The organism is Stenotrophomonas sp. INTA L402-1, from assembly GCF_059295135.1.
In genome coordinates this window covers 47,900-64,242 of sequence record NZ_JCAFWP010000004.1, presented here as the reverse complement: position 1 = coordinate 64,242, position 16,343 = coordinate 47,900, and the positions used below count along the sequence as shown (strand labels likewise).

The window sequence follows — 16,343 nt, the reverse complement described above, 5'->3', positions numbered from 1 at the left end:
CATGAAGAAGCTGCTGTTCTGCCTGTTGCCGTTGAGTGCACTGCTGGCCCCACCGGCACAGGCCAATCTGTCCATTCATCCGATGCGTGCAGCGGTGGACGCCAGGCACGGAACGAAGATCCGCGTGTACTCGCAATCCACCCAGCCGCAGTACGTGCAGGCGCGGCTGCTGCGCATCACCAACCCGGCGCAGGTGGGTGAGGAAGAGATCGAAGTGGACGCCGCCGATGCGGCGATTGCCATTACCCCCGGCAAGTTCGCACTCAGCGGCGGTAGCAATCGCCTGATCCGGGTGATTCCGCTGCAGACCGTCGAAAAAGAGGCGGCCTATCGCATCTACTTCGAGGGCGTGAATGGCCCCGACGGCACGATCCTGGAGGGCGACGAGCAGGCGGCGCAGGCCAACGTCGGCGTCAGCCTGGTCTGGGGCGCGCTGGTGAACGTGGTGCCTGCCAAGGGTAGCGTGGATCTGCAACTGCAGGGCAACACCCTGCGCAATACCGGCACGCTGCGTGTGGGTATCACCGGTGCGTCCGAGTGCAATGCCAGTGGCGTATGTACGCCGCGTGAGCTGTCGAAAAGCCTCTACCCCGATGCTGCGCTGACCTTGCCGTTCCAGCTTCAGCCGGGCAACACCCTGCAGTTGCAGTACCGCCTGTCGAACGACGGCTATCGCGATCACGTAACGACCTTGGCGCCGAGCGCCTGACCCTTTATCGCCCCGCGCAAGCGCGGGGCTTCATTTCCCTTTGTTGTTAAGGAGAACAAGCATGAATCGAATCTATCGACGTATCTGGAGTGTGGCCAAGCAGTGCTGGGTGGTGGGCAGTGAGTTGAGTAGTCCACGTGGGAAATCCTCCCGGACCAAGCCGCGGTTGCTGGTGTTGGTGGCTGCTGCATCGGTGGGAATCTCTGCATCAGCACAAGAGCGCCCGAAGGATGAGTATGAGAGCGGAGAGCCTCAGGAAGAGGTGACCAGGTTCTTGGCCAGCTCTCCCATGATCTCTTCGCTGTTCGCTGCGCAACCACGCAAGATCGTGGTGCAAGGCGCCATCGTGAATGATGCCTACTACAAAGACTCAACCCTCAACGGTGACATGCAGATGATTCTGGGCTCCAGATCCAGCATCAACGGTTGGGGTTCCGTGGTCGTCGGTACCGCGTCGGCGCTGGCAGGGAGGGGAAGCGTGCTTGTCGGAAATGAGGCGATTGCAAAGGGGGACCGAGCTGTGGCGGTTGGGTACAAGGCGGAAGCCGCGGGCGGCTACTCCACAGTGCTCGGTGCGAGTTCGGTTGCGTCGGGTGTTGGTACCACTGCTGTCGGTCACGATGCTCGTGCTTATTCTCAGAACTCCATAGCAGTAGGTAGTGGCGCCCGCACAGTTGAGAGCACGGCTGGTGTTTCACGCATCGCGATTGGCGGGAACGCCTTTGCCGGAACCACCGGGTACTCCGGAGCCATTGCAGTTGGTGGTAACGCGCGTGCGGAGTACAGCGGCGTCGCTCTTGGTCATCATGCGAAGGCGTTGGCCAATGGCTCGGTCGCCATCGGCGCCAATTCCGAAGCAACCGAGGCGAATTCATTTTCAGTGGGGAATACCTCAACCAAGCGACGGATTGTCAACGTGGCGGACGGGCGCTTGAATGCCACCAGCACGGATGCGGTGACCGGAAAGCAGCTGAATTCAACTAACAGTAATGTAACAGCCGCGCGATCGGTCGCTGATTCCGCGAAGGCGAATGCCGATAATGCGTCGGCGAAAGCCAATACGCTCTCTGGACTGCTGAGCCAGACATCCGCCTCGGGCAACGTCCGCGTAGGCGGGAGCAATAGCGGCATCGCGCTGGATGTCCGCAATAGCGGGAACGCCAATCGCAAGATCACGGGGGTGGCAGACGCTACGCTCAGTACGACAAGTACTGAAGCCGTGTCGGGCAAGCAGCTCAATGCCACCAACAGCAATGTCACGGCTGCGCGATCCGTCGCCGATTCCGCGAAGACCAATGCCGACAGTGCGTTGTCGAAAGCCAACACGCTCTCTGGACTGCTGAGCCAGACGTCCGCCTCAGGTAACGTCCGTGTAGGCGGAAGCAACAGCGGCGTCGTACTGGACGTGCGAAATAGCGCAAATGCCAACCGCAAGATCACGGGTGTGGCAGACGCTACGATCAGTGCCACAAGCACTGAGGCTGTGTCAGGCAAGCAGCTGAATGTGACCAACAGCAATGTCACGGCCGCGCGATCTGTCGCTGATTCCGCGAAGTCCAATGCAGACAGTGCGCTGACCAAGGCCAACACTCTCTCCGGGCTTCTGAGCCAAACATCTGCCTCGGGCAATGTCCGTCTGGGTGAAACCAACAGCGGCACCGTACTGGACGTGCGGAACAGCGCCAATGTGAACCGCAAGATCACTGGTGTTGCGGATGCAGTGCTGTCTTCTACCAGCACCGATGCGGTGACTGGCCGGCAGCTCAACACCACCAACAGCAACGTCAGCACCGCGCTGAGTGACGCCAGCGCGGCCAAGACCACCGCGAACACCGCCTTGACCCAGGTGGGAACGCTCAATGGGCTGCTGAGCCAGGCCAGTGCCAGCGGCAATGTCCGGATCGGTGAGAAGAACAGCGGCGCCGTTTTGGATGTGCGCAACAGCGCGAACGCGAATCGGAAGCTGACCGGCGTGGCCGATGGTGTGGTTAGCGCCAGCAGCTATGAGGCCGTCAATGGCAAGCAGCTCAATGCCACCAATGACAAGGTGGCGACGGTGGAGGGCATTGCCAGGTCTGCGGGCACGGACGCTGTCGTGGCAAAGACGGATGCAGCCAAGGCGCTGGCCGAGACAGCAGCGCTGGGTGGGTTGGTGGCGCAGGTATCCGCGACTGGCAGCATACGGCTTGGTGAGAAGAACAGTGGAACTGTGCTGGATGTTCGCAACAGTACCAATGAAAGCCGCAAGATCAGTGGCGTTGCAGACGGGCTGGTGAGTGGCGACAGTGCTGAGGCAATTTCGGGCCGCCAGCTTCATGAGACCAATAGTCGTGTATCGAATCTAGAGAGCTCTGGCCAGTTCCTGAGCATCGGCACAGCACCCATCATCGAGCGCGCTGAAGCAGGCTTGGCTGGTGTAGCACTGGGCAATGCCGCTAAGGCTGGCGCTGATGGCGGAACCGCGGTGGGGACTCGTGCAGTAGCAATGGGAAGAAATTCGGTTGCCGTCGGGCGCGGGTCTACCGTCTTCGAAGGGTCCGACAATGGCTTCGCACTGGGTGCCGGGGCCGAAGTTGGATCGATTGGTGGAGCTGCAAATGGGAGCGTGGCGCTTGGGGCCGGTGCAAAGGTTGGCAGTGGCGCTGATAGCTCGCTGGCATTGGGTCAGGGTGCTGAAGCTAGCGAAGGAGGTGTTGCATCGTTTGGCAATGCGATTCTCCAGCGGCGTTTGGTGAATATCGCTCGCGGCACTGCCGACCACAACGCCACCACTGTCTCCCAGCTCAAGGATTCCCTCGCCACCCTCGGCGGCAGCGCAGGCATGGATGCCAATGGCAACATCATTGCGCCGACCTACACGGTGCAGGGCGGAACGCAGAGCACCGTCGAGGATGCGCTGACGGCACTCGATGGCGCCGTCATCACTGTCGGCCGACGCACGGACAAGGTGGAAGGCCAGCTCAGCTCGATCTTCCAGGATTCACCCTCCGCCCGTGCTGATGGCATGAGCCAGATCGCGCTGAATGGCGTAAACGGCATGGTGCTGACCAATCTTTCCGACGGCCGAGTGGCGCCGGGAAGCCGTGATGCCGTTACGGGCAACCAGCTGTATGCCGCAGAGCAGAAGATCTCGCAGAATCGGAATGATCTGGAGGCGATGCGCAAGGAGCGGGAGATGAGGCAGCAGGCAGTGCGAGAGATGGATGCAAACGGCCCGATCGACTTCGGTGGTGCGCGTTTGACTGGCGTGGCCGATGGCTCCATTTCGGCAGATAGTCGAGATGTAGTTACTGGGCGCCAGTTGTTTGGCGTCAGTGATCGGGTATCCAATATTGAGCATCAAGGACGCTTCCTGAAGATCAATACAGATGAGCTGAGTGAAGATGCCTTTGCTGGCTTCTTGGGCGTGGCAATCGGCGATTCTGCAAAGACTGGGGCTGACGGTGGTACGGCGCTTGGAGCCTATGCAGCGGCGCTTGGCGTTAATTCTGTGGCGCTGGGAAGAGGTTCATATGTTGAGGGACGAGCAGTTGGCGGCTTTGCCGTGGGCGCGGGATCTCAAGTGAGCGCACAGCACGGAATCGCTATGGGCTCCGGTGCCAAGGTGGGTGCTGGCGCGGCTTGGTCAGTGGCAGTGGGTGCAGGTTCTGAGGCAACCGAGGCGAACACTGTGTCGTTCGGTAGTCTGGCCGCAGGGCGGCGCTTGGTGAATGTCGCCAACGGCACGGCCAACGACAACGCCGCCACCGTCGGTCAGCTGCGCGGTGCGCTTTCTGCCCTTGGTGGTGAGGTGGATGCCAACGGCAACATCGTCGCCCCGCGCTTCAACGTCCAGGGCCAGACACAGTCCACCTTGAATGGCGCACTTGAAGCACTGGATGGCGCGGTCGTCACCACCACCTCGCGCGTGGACAAGGTCGAAACCCAGCTCCGCTCCGTTTTCCAGGACACCCCCTCGGTCCGCGCCGACGGCGTCAACCAGCTCACCCTTGCCGGTGCCAACGGCATGGTCATCTCCAATGTGGCCAACGGCCTGATCGCGGCCGGCAGTCGCGATGCGGTCAACGGTGGCCAGCTGCATTCGATGCAGCAGCAGCTCAACGGCCGCATGGATGGGCTGGAGCAGCGCATCGACGATGCCCCAGCACCGCGTGCACTGGCGTCGTCCTCGGTGCCCAAGCCGCAGGCCGAGGAAACTCCTGTGGTACCGGAAGGCAAGGATTCCCAGCAGGTCGCTTCGCTGGGCGAGGGTGACAAGCCCACGCCGCAGCCGAAGGCCAACAAGGACGAATCGCCGAAGCCGCAGGTGGACACCGCTGAGCTGGAGAAGATGCTGGCCCGCGCCAACGAGTACACCGATGGGGCGATCAGCAACTTCGAGCGCCGCCTGGACAAGATGGACAAGCGCTTCAACCGCATGGCCGCGATGAGCAGCGCGCAGACGGCGATGGCGATGAACACCGCCGGCCTGGCCACCTACAACCGCCTCGGTGCGGGCGTGGGCTACAGCGAGGGTGAGTCGGCCATGGCGGTGGGCTACCAGCGTGTGCTCAACGAGAAGGGCTCGGCCACCTTCAGCCTCAATGGTGCGTTCACCAACAGCGGTGAGCGCAGCATGGGCGTCGGTGTGGGCATCGGCTGGTAAGCCATGGAGCCCCGGCGTGACGCGCGTAATCCACCCCGCCGCGCCGGGGTCCTCGCCCAGGAGATGGCGATGTACAGATGGGTAAAGGGAATCATCAGCTATCGCACGTTCTATATCTGGCGGGCGCGCTATCGCTACTACACGCGGAACCTGGATCTGTGGACGCTGATGAGCGGGCTGTGCATCGCCGGTCTGTTGCTGGTGCTGTGGTACATGTGGCGGATGCTGAGCGTGCCGACGCCGCGCGTGCACCCGGAGACCGCGGCGCTGCGCATCGAGGGTGTCACCAGGGAGGCGATCCATCGCATCGTGCTGGTACGCCACGCGGGCAGCACGCCGGGTGCCCCGTTCACTACGCCGGAGGAGGTGCGGGCAAGCACGCTGCGCACGATGCGGGTACGGCAGGTGATGGACAGCGAAGTGGTGTGGCGGCTGAAAGCCGACATGCTGGCGGACATTGCTGACTACATCACGGCCACAGGCGGGTGCTTCCCCTACGATTGTCGGCGGGTGCTGGATCGGCTGGACTACGTGCGCCAGGCCGGTGTGGAGAATGCGCAGATCAACGCGGCGCTGGCGACGATCCTGGAGGTGTCGTTGGACCAGATGCCGTCGTTGGAGGCAGACGAGCATGAGCGGGTGAAGAGTGGTTGGTCGGATGGGTTCAACGACATCTACTACCAGTCCTGGGTGTTGCGGGACCTGCAGGCCATGCACGCACAGATGATGCGGGAATATCCGCAGCGTGCCCCCGCACCGTGGTTGCCGCGGCTGCTCAGCGACCCGCTGCGCGATACCCGTTTTGTCTGGTAGCGGGAGCAAGATGGGCATCATCTGCCAGAGCAGGTAACACCGCTTTTAGTAGAGTCGAGCTTGCTCGACTGTTCTCCGCTCAGCCATCGAAATGCCCGAAGCACAGTGCGGACCAGCGGTCCGCACCTACCAAACACGGGTGCAGCGCCCCTGTAGAGTCGAGCCATGCTCGACTGCTCTCCGGTCAGCCATCGAAATGCCCGAAGCACAGTGCGGACCAACGGTCCGCACCCACCCAAGGCAGGCACCGCTGCGCTCGCCAGCCATGGACCGGCGCTACCGTCATCCGCCGATGTACGCAGTGATCTCCGCTTCGGCCAGCACCTGCCGCAACTGTGCCACCGACGCGCGTCGCATCGGCTTCTCATCCACCGGTGACAGTGGTGCCTGGCGCAGGGCGTCATACGGCAACACCGCCAGGTCGAAGGTCAGCTCCTCGGCACTGAACACCCACACCGGCACATCCAGGCAGCGTTCGCGGTCCATGCGCAGGCGGCGCGTCCGCGACTCGGCGGGGATGCCGTGTTCGTCCAGGAAGCGGTGCACGGCTTCCGGGTCGTCACTGTGCAGGTGCAGCTGCACGGGGCTGTTGGCGTCGGCGGTGCCGTCCAGCACGGGACCGGCCAGGCGCGGGGAGAAGCCGTGCAGGAACTCCAGCGCGCGCATCGCGGCTTCACGGCGGCGCTGCAGTTCGTTGCCGTGCTGGGGCCCGGAGAACAGCCGCTGGTACTCGCGCAGGGCGTCTTCGATCTCGGTATTGCGGGGCAGGGAGGCATCGTCGTGAATGCCGAGCCGGCTGGCGGCCTTCAACTTGGCCTGGTGGTAGTCGCGGATGCCGCCTTCGGCCATCAGGCGGGCGGCTTCGTGGGCGAGGCGGTGGCGCCGCTCGCGGGTCTGGCTGGCAGCATGCTGACGGGCGCGATGCATGCGATGACTCCCTGTTGCGACCTGGCTACAGACTAGCGCACGGATGTGACATCTGCGTGGGTATGGCGGATGCAACCGCTTTGGTGGGTGCCGACCTTGGTCGGCACGGGGTGCCAACCGAGGTTGGCGGCTACCAGGGCAGCATCGGTGCCAACCAAGGTTGGCAGCTACCAGAGCCGCATCGGTGCCAACCGAGGTTGGCGGCTACCAGGGCAGCATCGGTGCCAACCAAGGTTGGCATCTACCAGAGCGGCACCTACCGAACCCTTCCTCAGAAGATATCGAACGCGGCGGCGTCGGCCTGCGGGGTATTGAGGTTCAGGTCGTAGTCGGTCAGGCGGTCCATGTCTTCCACCTTCACCCACTCGGTGGCACCGTTGAGGGTGGCCTGGACCATGCCGCTGGGCGGTTCGTTCTGCGCGATCGGGGTGTCCTTCAGCGCGGTGCGCATGTAGTCGATCCAGATCGGCAGGGCGGCCTTGCCACCGTATTCGCGGTAGCCCAGCGAACGGAAGTCGTCGCGGCCCACCCACACGGTGGTCACGTACGGGCCGCCGAAGCCGGAGAACCAGGCGTCACGGTGGTCGTTGGTGGAGCCGGTCTTGCCGCCCACGTCCTCGCGGCCGAGCACCTTGGCCTGGGCACCGGTACCGCGCTGGACCACGTCGCGCATCATCGACACCAGCTGGTAGGCGGTGCGGGCGTCGATTGCGCGCGGGGCGGTGCGGGCATCGGGGTTGACCGGCGCGGCCGGGGTCTCGGTCTTGGCTTCGGCCTTGGCCGGAGCAGCCGGGTCCACCTTCGGGGCCGGGGCACCGAAGTTGAAGCCGTCCACCACCTGGTTGACCGGCTGGTCGCTGCTGCCGGCGCAGTCGCGGCAGGCCAGCGCCGGGTTTTCCTTGAACACCAGGTTGCCGTCGCGGTCGTTCACCTGGTCGATCAGCCACGTATCCACGCGCGAGCCGCCGTTGGCGAACACGGCGTAGCCGCGGGCCACCGACAGCGGGGTCAGCGAGGCGGTACCCAGCGACATCGACAGGTTCGGCGGCAGTTCCGATTCGGCAAAGCCAAACTCGCTGATGTACTTGCGCGCATAGTCCACGCCCATGCCATCGAGCAGGCGCACCGAGACCAGGTTGCGCGACTGCACCAGCGCTTCACGCAGGCGCATCGGGCCGCGGAAGCCGCCACCGTCGTTCTGCGGGGCCCAGGTCTTGCCGCGGCGGTCGCGGAACACGACCGGGGCGTCGAGCACGATCGAGGCCGGGTTGTAACCCTTGTCGAAGGCGGCGGCGTAGACGAACGGCTTGAAGCTCGACCCCGGCTGTCGACGGGCCTGGGTGGCGCGGTTGAACTTGTTGCCGGAGAAGCTGAAGCCACCGACCAGCGCCTTCAACGCGCCGTTGTGGGCATCCAGCGAGACCAGTGCGGACTGGCCGCGCGGGATCTGATCCAGCAGCCACTCACCTTCCTTGGCCCCGGCGCGCACGCGCACGATGTCGCCACGCTGCACCAGCTTGCCCGGGGTCTTGTTGGTCCACTTGGCGGCGCTGGCCGGCAGCACGATCTCGCTGCGGTTGGCCAGCACCACCGTTGCGCTGCCATCGGCACCGGTGCTGGCGACGATGGCCGGCAGCAGGCCGGCCTGGCCGTACATGCCACGCAGGTGCTCGGCCAGGGCAGCGGCGTCTTCGCCGGCACCCACCTGCACCTGCTTCTCCACGCCGTGCCAGCCGTGGCGGTGGTCGTACAGCAGCAGGCCGTCGCGCACCGACTGGTTGGCGGCGGTCTGCAGGGTGGCATCGATGGTGGTGGTGACGTGGTAACCCTTGTTGACCACATCGCCGCCGAAGCGGGCGATCATTTCCTGGCGCACCAGCTCGGCCACGTAGGGGGCATCGACCTGCACCGGCGGTTCATGCGCGGTGGCGTGCATCGGCACGGCCTTGGCCGCATCGGCCTCGGCCTGGCTGACGAACTTCAGGTCGGCCATGCGCTGCAGCACGTAGTTGTCGCGGCGCTGGCGGGCACGTTCCGGGTTGGAGATCGGGTTGCCCGAAGACGGGAACTTGGGGATGCCGGCCAGCGAGGCCATTTCATCCAGGTCCAGCTCGTTCAGCTTCTTGCCGTAGTAGAACTCGGCGGCGGCGGCCACGCCGTAGGCGCGGTTGCCGAAGAAACTCTTGTTCAGGTACAGCTCGAAGATCTCGTCCTTGCTCAGCTCGGACTCGATCTTCCGCGCCAGCAGGATCTCGGCCAGCTTGCGGGTGTAGCTGTACTCGGAGCTGAGGAAGAACTGGCGGGCCACCTGCTGGGTGATGGTGGAGCCACCCGGCACGCGCTTGTCGTTGGTGGTGGCCAGCAGCCACACCGCTCGGCCGATGCCCATGTAGTCCACACCGCCATGCTCGTAGAAGCGGGCATCCTCGGTGGCCAGGAACGCCTGCTTCAGGCGCTCGGGCACGTCCTTCATGGTGATGGGGGTACGGCGGGTCTCGCCGAACACCGCCATCAGTTTGCCGTCGGCGGCATAGACGTACATGGGCTCCTGCATTTCCACGTCGCGCAGGGTCTGCACGTCGGGAAGCTTGGAGGACACGGCGTAGTACAGACCGCCCACGGCGGCCGCGCCGATCAGCGCCAGGACCAGGACAATCAGGAAGATCCAGCGCAGCCAGCGGCGGAGTCGAGTCATCGGGTTCAGATTCCGATTGCGAATTTCGTGGTCGCAGAGTATAGATTACGCAAGGTGGCGGCTGGGGTCGGCACCGGGGAGCGCAAGGGGAACAGTCAGGGGCTGCATGGTGAATCCGTGAGGGACTTCACAGCAGGGCCGTTGCCATTTGCTAAGAATACGTTATTAATGCTCGGGCGCAGGTCTTGCGTCCAAGTGCCCGTCGGCAGGGGAGAAACCGTGGGGCTCATCCCAAAAAGTCAGTCGCCGCTTGTAGGCGTCGACATCAGTTCGACTGCGGTAAAGCTTTTGCAGCTGTCCCGCAGTGGCAATCGTTTTCGTGTGGAACATTACGCTGTGGAACCTCTTCCGCCGAATGCGGTGGTGGAGAAGAACATCGTGGAAGTGGAGGCCGTGGGTGAGGCCATCCGCCGTGCGATGAACCGCTCGGGGAGCAAGGCCAAGCTGGCCGCTGCCGCCGTCGCTGGGTCGGCGGTGATCACCAAGGTGATCCCGATGCCGGCCGAGCTCGACGAGAACGACATGGAAGCCCAGATCGAGCTGGAAGCGGTCAACTACATTCCGTACCCGATCGAGGAAGTGAACCTGGACTTCGAGGTGATCGGGGCGATCCCGAACAACCCGGAGATGGTCCAGGTGCTGCTGGCCGCGTCGCGTTCGGAGAACGTGGAACTGCGCCAGTCGGCGCTGGAGCTGGGTGGCCTGCAGGCCAAGGTGATGGACGTGGAGGCCTTCGCGGTCGAGAACGCCTATGCCCTGGTCGCCAGCGAGCTGCCGGTATCCATCGAGGGTGTGGTCGCGCTGGTCGACATCGGTGCCACCATGACCACCCTCAATGTCCTGCGCGGCGGCCGCAGCCTGTACAGCCGCGAACAGGTGTTCGGTGGCAAGCAGCTGACCGACGAGATCATGCGCCGCTACGGCCTGAGCTACGAGGAAGCCGGACTGGCCAAGCGCCAGGGCGGGCTGCCGGAAAGCTACGAGATGGAAGTGCTGGAGCCGTTCAAGGAAGCCACGGTCCAGCAGATCAGCCGCCTGCTGCAGTTCTTCTATGCGGGCAGTGAGTTCAACCGCGTTGATCACATCGTGCTGGCCGGCGGCTGCGCCGTGCTGGGCGGTCTGCCGGAAATGGTCGAGGAACAGCTGGGCGTGCCGACCGTGGTCGCCAACCCGCTGGCACAGATGACCCTGGGGCCGAAGGTGAACGCGCATGCGCTGGCCCAGGATGCCCCCGCGCTGATGATCGCAACCGGTCTGGCGCTGAGGAGCTTCGACTGATGGCACGCATCAATCTATTGCCCTGGCGCGCCGAACGGCGCAAGCAACGCCAGCGCGAGTTCTACGCAATGCTGGGCATGGCCGCGATCGGTGGCCTGCTGCTGTCGCTGGTGATCTGGTTCTACTACGACCGCCAGGTGAGCGGCCAGATGGACCGTAACGCCTATCTGGAAGCCGAGATCGAGAAGGTCAAGGAACAGAACAAGGAGATCGACCGCCTCGACGCGCAGAAGGAACGCCTGCTGGCCCGCAAGAAGGTGATCGAGGAACTGCAGGCCAAGCGCTCGCAGATGGTGCACCTGTTCGATGCGCTGGTGCGCACGATTCCCGATGGCCTGGTGCTGACCGCGCTGAAGCAGGAAGGCGACGTGCTGACCCTGGAAGGCCGTACCCAGTCCAATGCCCGTGTTTCGGCTTACATGCGCAACCTGGAGACCTCCGGTTGGATGACCAACCCGGAACTGTCGATCATCGAAGCGCGTGATCCCGAGAAGGACAAGGACGGCAAGGTGGGCCCGCTGGCCGACATCAAGGCGCTGCCCTATGTGTTCGTGGTCAAGGTGAAGCTGCCGGCACAGAGTGAGGAAGTGGCCGGTACGCCAGGCCTCAACGCCGATGGTTCGGTGGCAGCGCCGGCTCCGCCCACAGTGGCACCGCTTGCAGCCGGCCCGGATGCAGCGGCACCTGCTGCACCTGCTGCACCGGCTGCACCCGCACCCGCCGCCGCGCCGGTCAACGCACCTGCTGCCACCCCGGCCCCGGCCACGCCGAACCAGCCGGCAGCCCCGGCTGCAAAGCCTGCGCCGAAGCCCGAGGGCAGCCGCCTGGCGCAGCCGCCGCAGGCCTTCAACGCCCCGCTGCAGGGGGATCGCGCATGAGCCAGAAAATCGATCTGAAGAACCTGGATTTCAACGACATCGGCAACTGGCCGCAGAAGGCCAAGATCGTCTTCTGTTCGCTGTTGGCGCTGGTGATCATGTTCGTGGCGTGGATGCTGCTGATCAGTGGCAAGCGCGAGGAACTGGCTGGCTTGGAATCGAAGGAGGTCGAGCTGCGTTCGGAGTTCACCAAGCAGCAGGAGCGTGCGGTGAACCTGGCGCCGCTGAAGCAGCAGCTGGCACAGATGGAACAGGTGCTGCAGCAGATGCTGCGGCAGCTGCCCAGCAAGACCGAAATGCCGGACCTGATCATCGACATCTCGCAGACTGCGCTGTCCAGCGGCCTGACCAACGAGCTGTTCGAGCCGGAGCAGGAGCAGGTCAAGGAGTTCTACGCCGAGAAGCCGATCAAGCTGCGCATGGTGGGCAGTTACCACCAGTTCGGTGCCTTCGTCAGTGGCGTGGCGTCGCTGCCGCGCGTGGTCATCCTGACCATGCACGACATCAACCTCAAGCCCAAGGACAAGACCAGCGGCAACGCCCGCAGCGGTGCGCTGGAGCTGTCCGGCACGGTCAAGACCTACCGCTATCTGGATGAGACCGAGGTGCAGGCACAGCAGGCGGCTGACGCCGGCAAGGAGGAGAAGAAGTGATCCGTTCCCTCTTTGCGCGTTGTGGGATGGCCGCCGTCGTGCTGATGCTGGCCGCGTGCGGCCGCGATGTGACCAGCACGCCGGGTGATGCACCGAATCTTGAAAAGTGGGTGGAAGGCGAGCGTGCGCGACCGGCACAGCCGCTGGAGCCGCTGCCGGTGATGCAGCAGTTCGAAACCTTCGAATACTCCGCACAGGGTCTGCGCGATCCGTTCACCGATGCCTGGACCAATCCGCAGCAGGGGAATGGCGGATTGCGTCCGGATCCGAACCGGCGCAAGGAACCGCTGGAAGGCTTCCCGCTGGACGCACTGGACATGGTCGGCACCATCGGCACCGGAGCCGCCACCGTGGCGCTGGTGATGGGGCCGGACAAGGTGACCTACCGGGTACGCCCGGGCGGCTACCTGGGGCAGAGCGACGGGCGGGTCACGGCGGTCTTCGAAGACCACGTGGAGCTGATCGAACTGGTGCCGGATGGCGCGGGTGGCTGGCTGGAACGGCCGGCAACGCTCTCGCTTGAAGATCAATGATCGTTTACTGGGGATAGCACGATGACCTTTCACCAAGCCAAGGGGCTGCGTCCCATCCGGCGCTTTACCTTGAACCGTGTCAGCGCGTTGGGAGTCGCGCTGATGCTGGCCTGCGCTCCGGCGCTGGCCGCCGCACCGGCGGAAAAGCCGGTGGGCGCCACCGTGGCACCGGCGGCAGCGCCGGCCGGCCTGTCGGTGGCCAAGATCGATTTCAAGCGCGGCGATGATGGCGCCGGGCGCCTGATCGTCCAGTTCGACGGCCAGGGCGCGGTTCCGGACCTGCGTACGCAGGGCAACAGCGTGGTGGTCGATGTCGGTAACGCCCGACTGCCGGCCAACCTGCAGAAGCCGATGAACGTCATCGACTTCGCCACGCCGGTGCAGCGCATCGACGCCAAGCCGTCCGGTGCCGGTACCCAGCTGGTGCTGAGCACCGGTGGCGCGGTGGAGTCGCTGGCCTACCAGAGTGGCAACGAGTACGTGGTGGAGATCAGCCCGCGGCAGGCGCCGGCCGCCGTCGGTGCAGTCACCGCCGGCAGCGTCACCCAGGCTGCCAAGGCCGTCGGCCAGCGCGGTTTCACCGGCAAGCCGGTGACCTTCAACTTCCAGGACGTGCCGGTGCGCACCGTGCTGCAGCTGATCGCCGAGGAATCCAATCTCAACGTGGTGGCCTCCGATTCGGTACAGGGCAATGTGACCCTGCGCCTGGTCAACGTGCCGTGGGACCAGGCACTGGACATCGTGCTGCGTGCCAAGGGCCTGGACAAGCGTCGCGATGGCAGCGTGATCTGGGTCGCTCCGCAGGCTGAGCTGGCCAAGTTCGAGCAGGAGAAGGAAGACGCGCGCATCGCCATCGAGAACCGCGAAGACCTGGTCACCGATTACGTCCAGATCAACTACCACAGCGCCACGCAGATCTTCAAAGCGCTGACCGAGGCCAAGGGCATCGGTGGCGGCAGTGGTGGCGGCAATGGCGGTGGTGGCGGCTCGTCGCAGGAGGAGAGTGGCTTCCTGTCCGGGCGGGGCCGCATTGTCGCCGACGAGCGCACCAACACGCTGATGATCAGCGACATTCCGAAGAAGATCGCGCGCATGCGCGAGCTGATCAGCGTGATCGACCGCCCGGTCGACCAGGTGCTGATCGAAAGCCGCATCGTCATCGCCACCGATACCTTCGCCCGCGAGCTGGGTGCGAAGTTCGGCATCAGCGGCAGCCGCGACAACGTGTACTTCAGCGGCAACCTGGAATCCAATCGCCTGACCCGCGAATCCCAGGTCAAGGCGGCGCAGGACAATGCCAAGGCCGAGCGTGACTGGATTGCTGGCGGCCGTGTCGGTCCGCCGCCGGTACCGACGGGTTCGGCCATTACCCGTGGCCTGAACTGGAGTTTGCCGGTAGCCGCGACCAGCAATCCGGGTTCTCTGGCCTTGTCGATCCTCAACGCCGGCTACCTGCTGGACGTGGAGTTGTCGGCCATGCAGGAAGAGTCGCGAGGTGAAGTGATCTCCAACCCGCGTGTGGTCACCACCAACCAGCGTGAGGCAACGATCAAGCAGGGCAAGGAAATCGGCTACGTCACCATCAGTGGTGGCGGTGCCAGTGGTGTTGCAACGCCGAACGTGCAGTTCAAGGAAGTGGTTCTGGAGCTGAAGGTCACGCCGACCATCACCAACGACAACCGCGTCTTCCTCAATATGCAGGTGAAGAAGGACGAAGTGGACCAGCTCATACAGCTGGACGGCTACGGCACGGTGCCGTCGATCAACCGGCGCGAGGTCACTACCGCGGTGCTGGTCGAGGATGGGCAGACCGTGGTCATCGGTGGTGTGTACGAGTTCACCGACCGCAGCAGCATCAGCAAGGTGCCGTTCCTGGGCGACGTGCCGTTCCTGGGCAACCTGTTCAAGAAGCGTGGCCGCAACAAGGACAAGGCCGAGCTGCTGGTGTTCGTGACCCCGAAGGTGCTGCGCGTGGCCAAGCAGAACTGAGCCCGCGCCTCCGCGAAACGCAGAAGGGCCGCCCTGCGCGGCCCTTCTGCGTTTCCGCCCGTAGATCCACGCCGCCCATGTCCAGTAGATCCACGCCATGCGTGGATGGGCCGTTCAGCCGTTCTTGATGCCATTCGCAGGGCACCCTGCGATGATGTCGGGAACCCGTGCCGTCCCGCGCCGGTCAAAGGCCCCCATGAACCTGCCACCGCCGATGCCCGAAACCGTCTCGCCGCCGTCCGCGCCGGCCACTTCCCGCCTGCATGCCGCTTTCAGCCGGCTGCGCGACGCATTGTCGGCCGAGATCGTCGGCCAGGCCGCGCTGGTCGAACGCCTGCTGATCGCGCTGCTGGCCGATGGCCACCTGCTGGTGGAAGGCGCTCCGGGCCTGGCCAAGACCACGGCGATCCGCGCGCTGGCCTCGCGCCTGGAGGCCGACTTCGCCCGCGTGCAGTTCACCCCGGACCTGCTGCCGGCCGACCTGACCGGCACCGAAATCTGGCGCCCGCAGGAAGGGCGCTTCGAATTCGTACCCGGCCCGATCTTCCATCCGATCCTGCTGGCCGACGAAATCAACCGCGCGCCAGCCAAGGTGCAGTCGGCACTGCTGGAAGCGATGGGCGAGCGCCAGGTCACCGTGGGCCGCCACACCTACGCGCTGCCGCCGCTGTTCCTGGTGATGGCCACGCAGAACCCGATCGAGCAGGAAGGCACCTTCCCGCTGCCGGAAGCGCAGTTGGACCGTTTCCTGATGCACGTGCGCATTGGCTACCCGGACCAGGCGGCCGAATCGGAAATCCTGCGCCTGGCCCGCGAGCGCGCCCGTGGTGCGTTGGGCGAGTCGGCACCGGTACCGGAAAAGATGCCGATGCAGGATGTGTTCGATGCCCGGCGCGAAGTGCTGGACCTGCACATGGCGCCGGCGCTGGAGCGCTACCTGATCGAGCTGGTGCTGGCCTCGCGTGACCCGTCGCGCTATGACGCCGGCCTCGGCCGCCGCATCGCCTGGGGCGCCAGCCCGCGCGGCTCGATCGCGCTGGAGCGTTGTGCGCGCGCACGCGCCTGGCTGGCGGATCGCGACTTCGTCACCCCCGATGACGTTCGCGCGGTCGCTGCCGACGTGCTGCGCCATCGCGTGCTGCCCAGCTACGAAGCCACCGCTGAAGGCTGGGATGGCGAGCGCCTGGTGCAGGAACTGCTGGCCCGGGTGCCGGCACCCTGAG

At 64.7% G+C, this 16,343-nt stretch carries 11 protein-coding genes; 9 read left to right on the top strand and 2 right to left on the bottom strand.

From position 1 onward, the window contains the following. Window position 1: 1 nt before the first annotated feature. The 3 genes from AC5O77_RS04960 (at window position 2) to AC5O77_RS04950 (ending at window position 6,167) form a co-directional block, all read left to right on the top strand. Window positions 2-709 (top strand): pilus assembly protein, encoded by a 708-nt coding sequence (locus tag AC5O77_RS04960; protein WP_180838479.1) that lies wholly within the window; start codon window positions 2-4, stop codon window positions 707-709. Window positions 710-770: 61 nt separating this feature from the next. Next, window positions 771-5,354 (top strand): ESPR-type extended signal peptide-containing protein, encoded by a 4,584-nt coding sequence (locus AC5O77_RS04955; RefSeq protein ID WP_478057680.1) that lies wholly within the window; start codon window positions 771-773, stop codon window positions 5,352-5,354. Between the two features lie 69 nt (window positions 5,355-5,423). Then, the gene (locus AC5O77_RS04950) at window positions 5,424-6,167 is read left to right on the top strand and encodes a hypothetical protein (protein WP_107432127.1); all 744 of its coding nucleotides are present in this window, start codon (window positions 5,424-5,426) and stop codon (window positions 6,165-6,167) included. Window positions 6,168-6,449: 282 nt separating this feature from the next. On the opposite strand, the gene AC5O77_RS04945 is transcribed toward AC5O77_RS04950, so the two are convergent. Together AC5O77_RS04945 and AC5O77_RS04940 are read right to left on the bottom strand one after the other, a co-directional pair. Continuing rightward, the gene (locus tag AC5O77_RS04945) at window positions 6,450-7,094 is read right to left on the bottom strand and encodes a hypothetical protein (RefSeq protein ID WP_010484059.1); all 645 of its coding nucleotides are present in this window, start codon (window positions 7,092-7,094) and stop codon (window positions 6,450-6,452) included. Between the two features lie 271 nt (window positions 7,095-7,365). Continuing rightward, complete coding sequence (locus AC5O77_RS04940) at window positions 7,366-9,789, bottom strand: penicillin-binding protein 1A (protein ID WP_478057681.1); 2,424 nt, start codon at window positions 9,787-9,789, stop codon at window positions 7,366-7,368. 219 nt (window positions 9,790-10,008) lie between these two features. On the opposite strand from AC5O77_RS04940, the gene AC5O77_RS04935 reads away from it, so the two are divergent. The 6 genes from AC5O77_RS04935 to AC5O77_RS04910 all read left to right on the top strand — a co-directional run bounded on the left by AC5O77_RS04935 (window position 10,009) and on the right by AC5O77_RS04910 (window position 16,342). After that, on the top strand, window positions 10,009-11,067 hold the full coding sequence (locus AC5O77_RS04935; RefSeq protein WP_010484061.1) for a pilus assembly protein PilM: 1,059 nt from the start codon (window positions 10,009-10,011) through the stop codon (window positions 11,065-11,067). Beyond that, window positions 11,067-11,945 (top strand): PilN domain-containing protein, encoded by an 879-nt coding sequence (locus tag AC5O77_RS04930; RefSeq protein ID WP_478057682.1) that lies wholly within the window; start codon window positions 11,067-11,069, stop codon window positions 11,943-11,945. Before AC5O77_RS04935 ends, AC5O77_RS04930 begins: the two co-directional genes overlap by 1 nt. Beyond that, a complete protein-coding gene (locus AC5O77_RS04925) occupies window positions 11,942-12,598 on the top strand; it encodes a type IV pilus inner membrane component PilO (protein ID WP_049400744.1) in 657 nt (218 codons plus the stop codon). The genes AC5O77_RS04930 and AC5O77_RS04925 overlap by 4 nt, the downstream gene beginning before the upstream one ends. Before the next feature lie 26 nt (window positions 12,599-12,624). Beyond that, window positions 12,625-13,131, top strand: a complete 507-nt coding sequence (locus AC5O77_RS04920; protein ID WP_010484064.1) for a pilus assembly protein PilP — start codon at window positions 12,625-12,627, stop codon at window positions 13,129-13,131. A 21-nt stretch (window positions 13,132-13,152) separates the two neighbouring features. Next, entirely contained in the window at window positions 13,153-15,120 is a 1,968-nt protein-coding gene (locus AC5O77_RS04915) for a type IV pilus secretin PilQ (RefSeq protein ID WP_317217859.1), read from the top strand. A 196-nt stretch (window positions 15,121-15,316) separates the two neighbouring features. Beyond that, window positions 15,317-16,342 carry an AAA family ATPase gene (locus AC5O77_RS04910; RefSeq protein WP_478057683.1) on the top strand — a complete coding sequence of 342 codons (1,026 nt, stop codon included), beginning with the start codon at window positions 15,317-15,319 and terminating at the stop codon, window positions 16,340-16,342. Window position 16,343: the final 1 nt, after the last annotated feature.

What these genes read in the sequence shown, in the direction of transcription:
- AC5O77_RS04925 (WP_049400744.1), top strand. Translation starts at nt 11,942, where the DNA reads ATGAGCCAGAAAATCGATCTGAAGAACCTGGATTTCAACGACATCGGC.
- AC5O77_RS04950 (WP_107432127.1), top strand. Translation starts at nt 5,424, where the DNA reads ATGTACAGATGGGTAAAGGGAATCATCAGCTATCGCACGTTCTATATC.
- AC5O77_RS04920 (WP_010484064.1), top strand. Translation starts at nt 12,625, where the DNA reads ATGGCCGCCGTCGTGCTGATGCTGGCCGCGTGCGGCCGCGATGTGACC.
- AC5O77_RS04930 (WP_478057682.1), top strand. Translation starts at nt 11,067, where the DNA reads ATGGCACGCATCAATCTATTGCCCTGGCGCGCCGAACGGCGCAAGCAA.
- AC5O77_RS04910 (WP_478057683.1), top strand. Translation starts at nt 15,317, where the DNA reads ATGAACCTGCCACCGCCGATGCCCGAAACCGTCTCGCCGCCGTCCGCG.
- AC5O77_RS04955 (WP_478057680.1), top strand. Translation starts at nt 771, where the DNA reads ATGAATCGAATCTATCGACGTATCTGGAGTGTGGCCAAGCAGTGCTGG.
- AC5O77_RS04915 (WP_317217859.1), top strand. Translation starts at nt 13,153, where the DNA reads ATGACCTTTCACCAAGCCAAGGGGCTGCGTCCCATCCGGCGCTTTACC.
- AC5O77_RS04960 (WP_180838479.1), top strand. Translation starts at nt 2, where the DNA reads ATGAAGAAGCTGCTGTTCTGCCTGTTGCCGTTGAGTGCACTGCTGGCC.
- AC5O77_RS04945 (WP_010484059.1), bottom strand. Translation starts at nt 7,094, where the DNA reads ATGCATCGCGCCCGTCAGCATGCTGCCAGCCAGACCCGCGAGCGGCGC.
- AC5O77_RS04940 (WP_478057681.1), bottom strand. Translation starts at nt 9,789, where the DNA reads ATGACTCGACTCCGCCGCTGGCTGCGCTGGATCTTCCTGATTGTCCTG.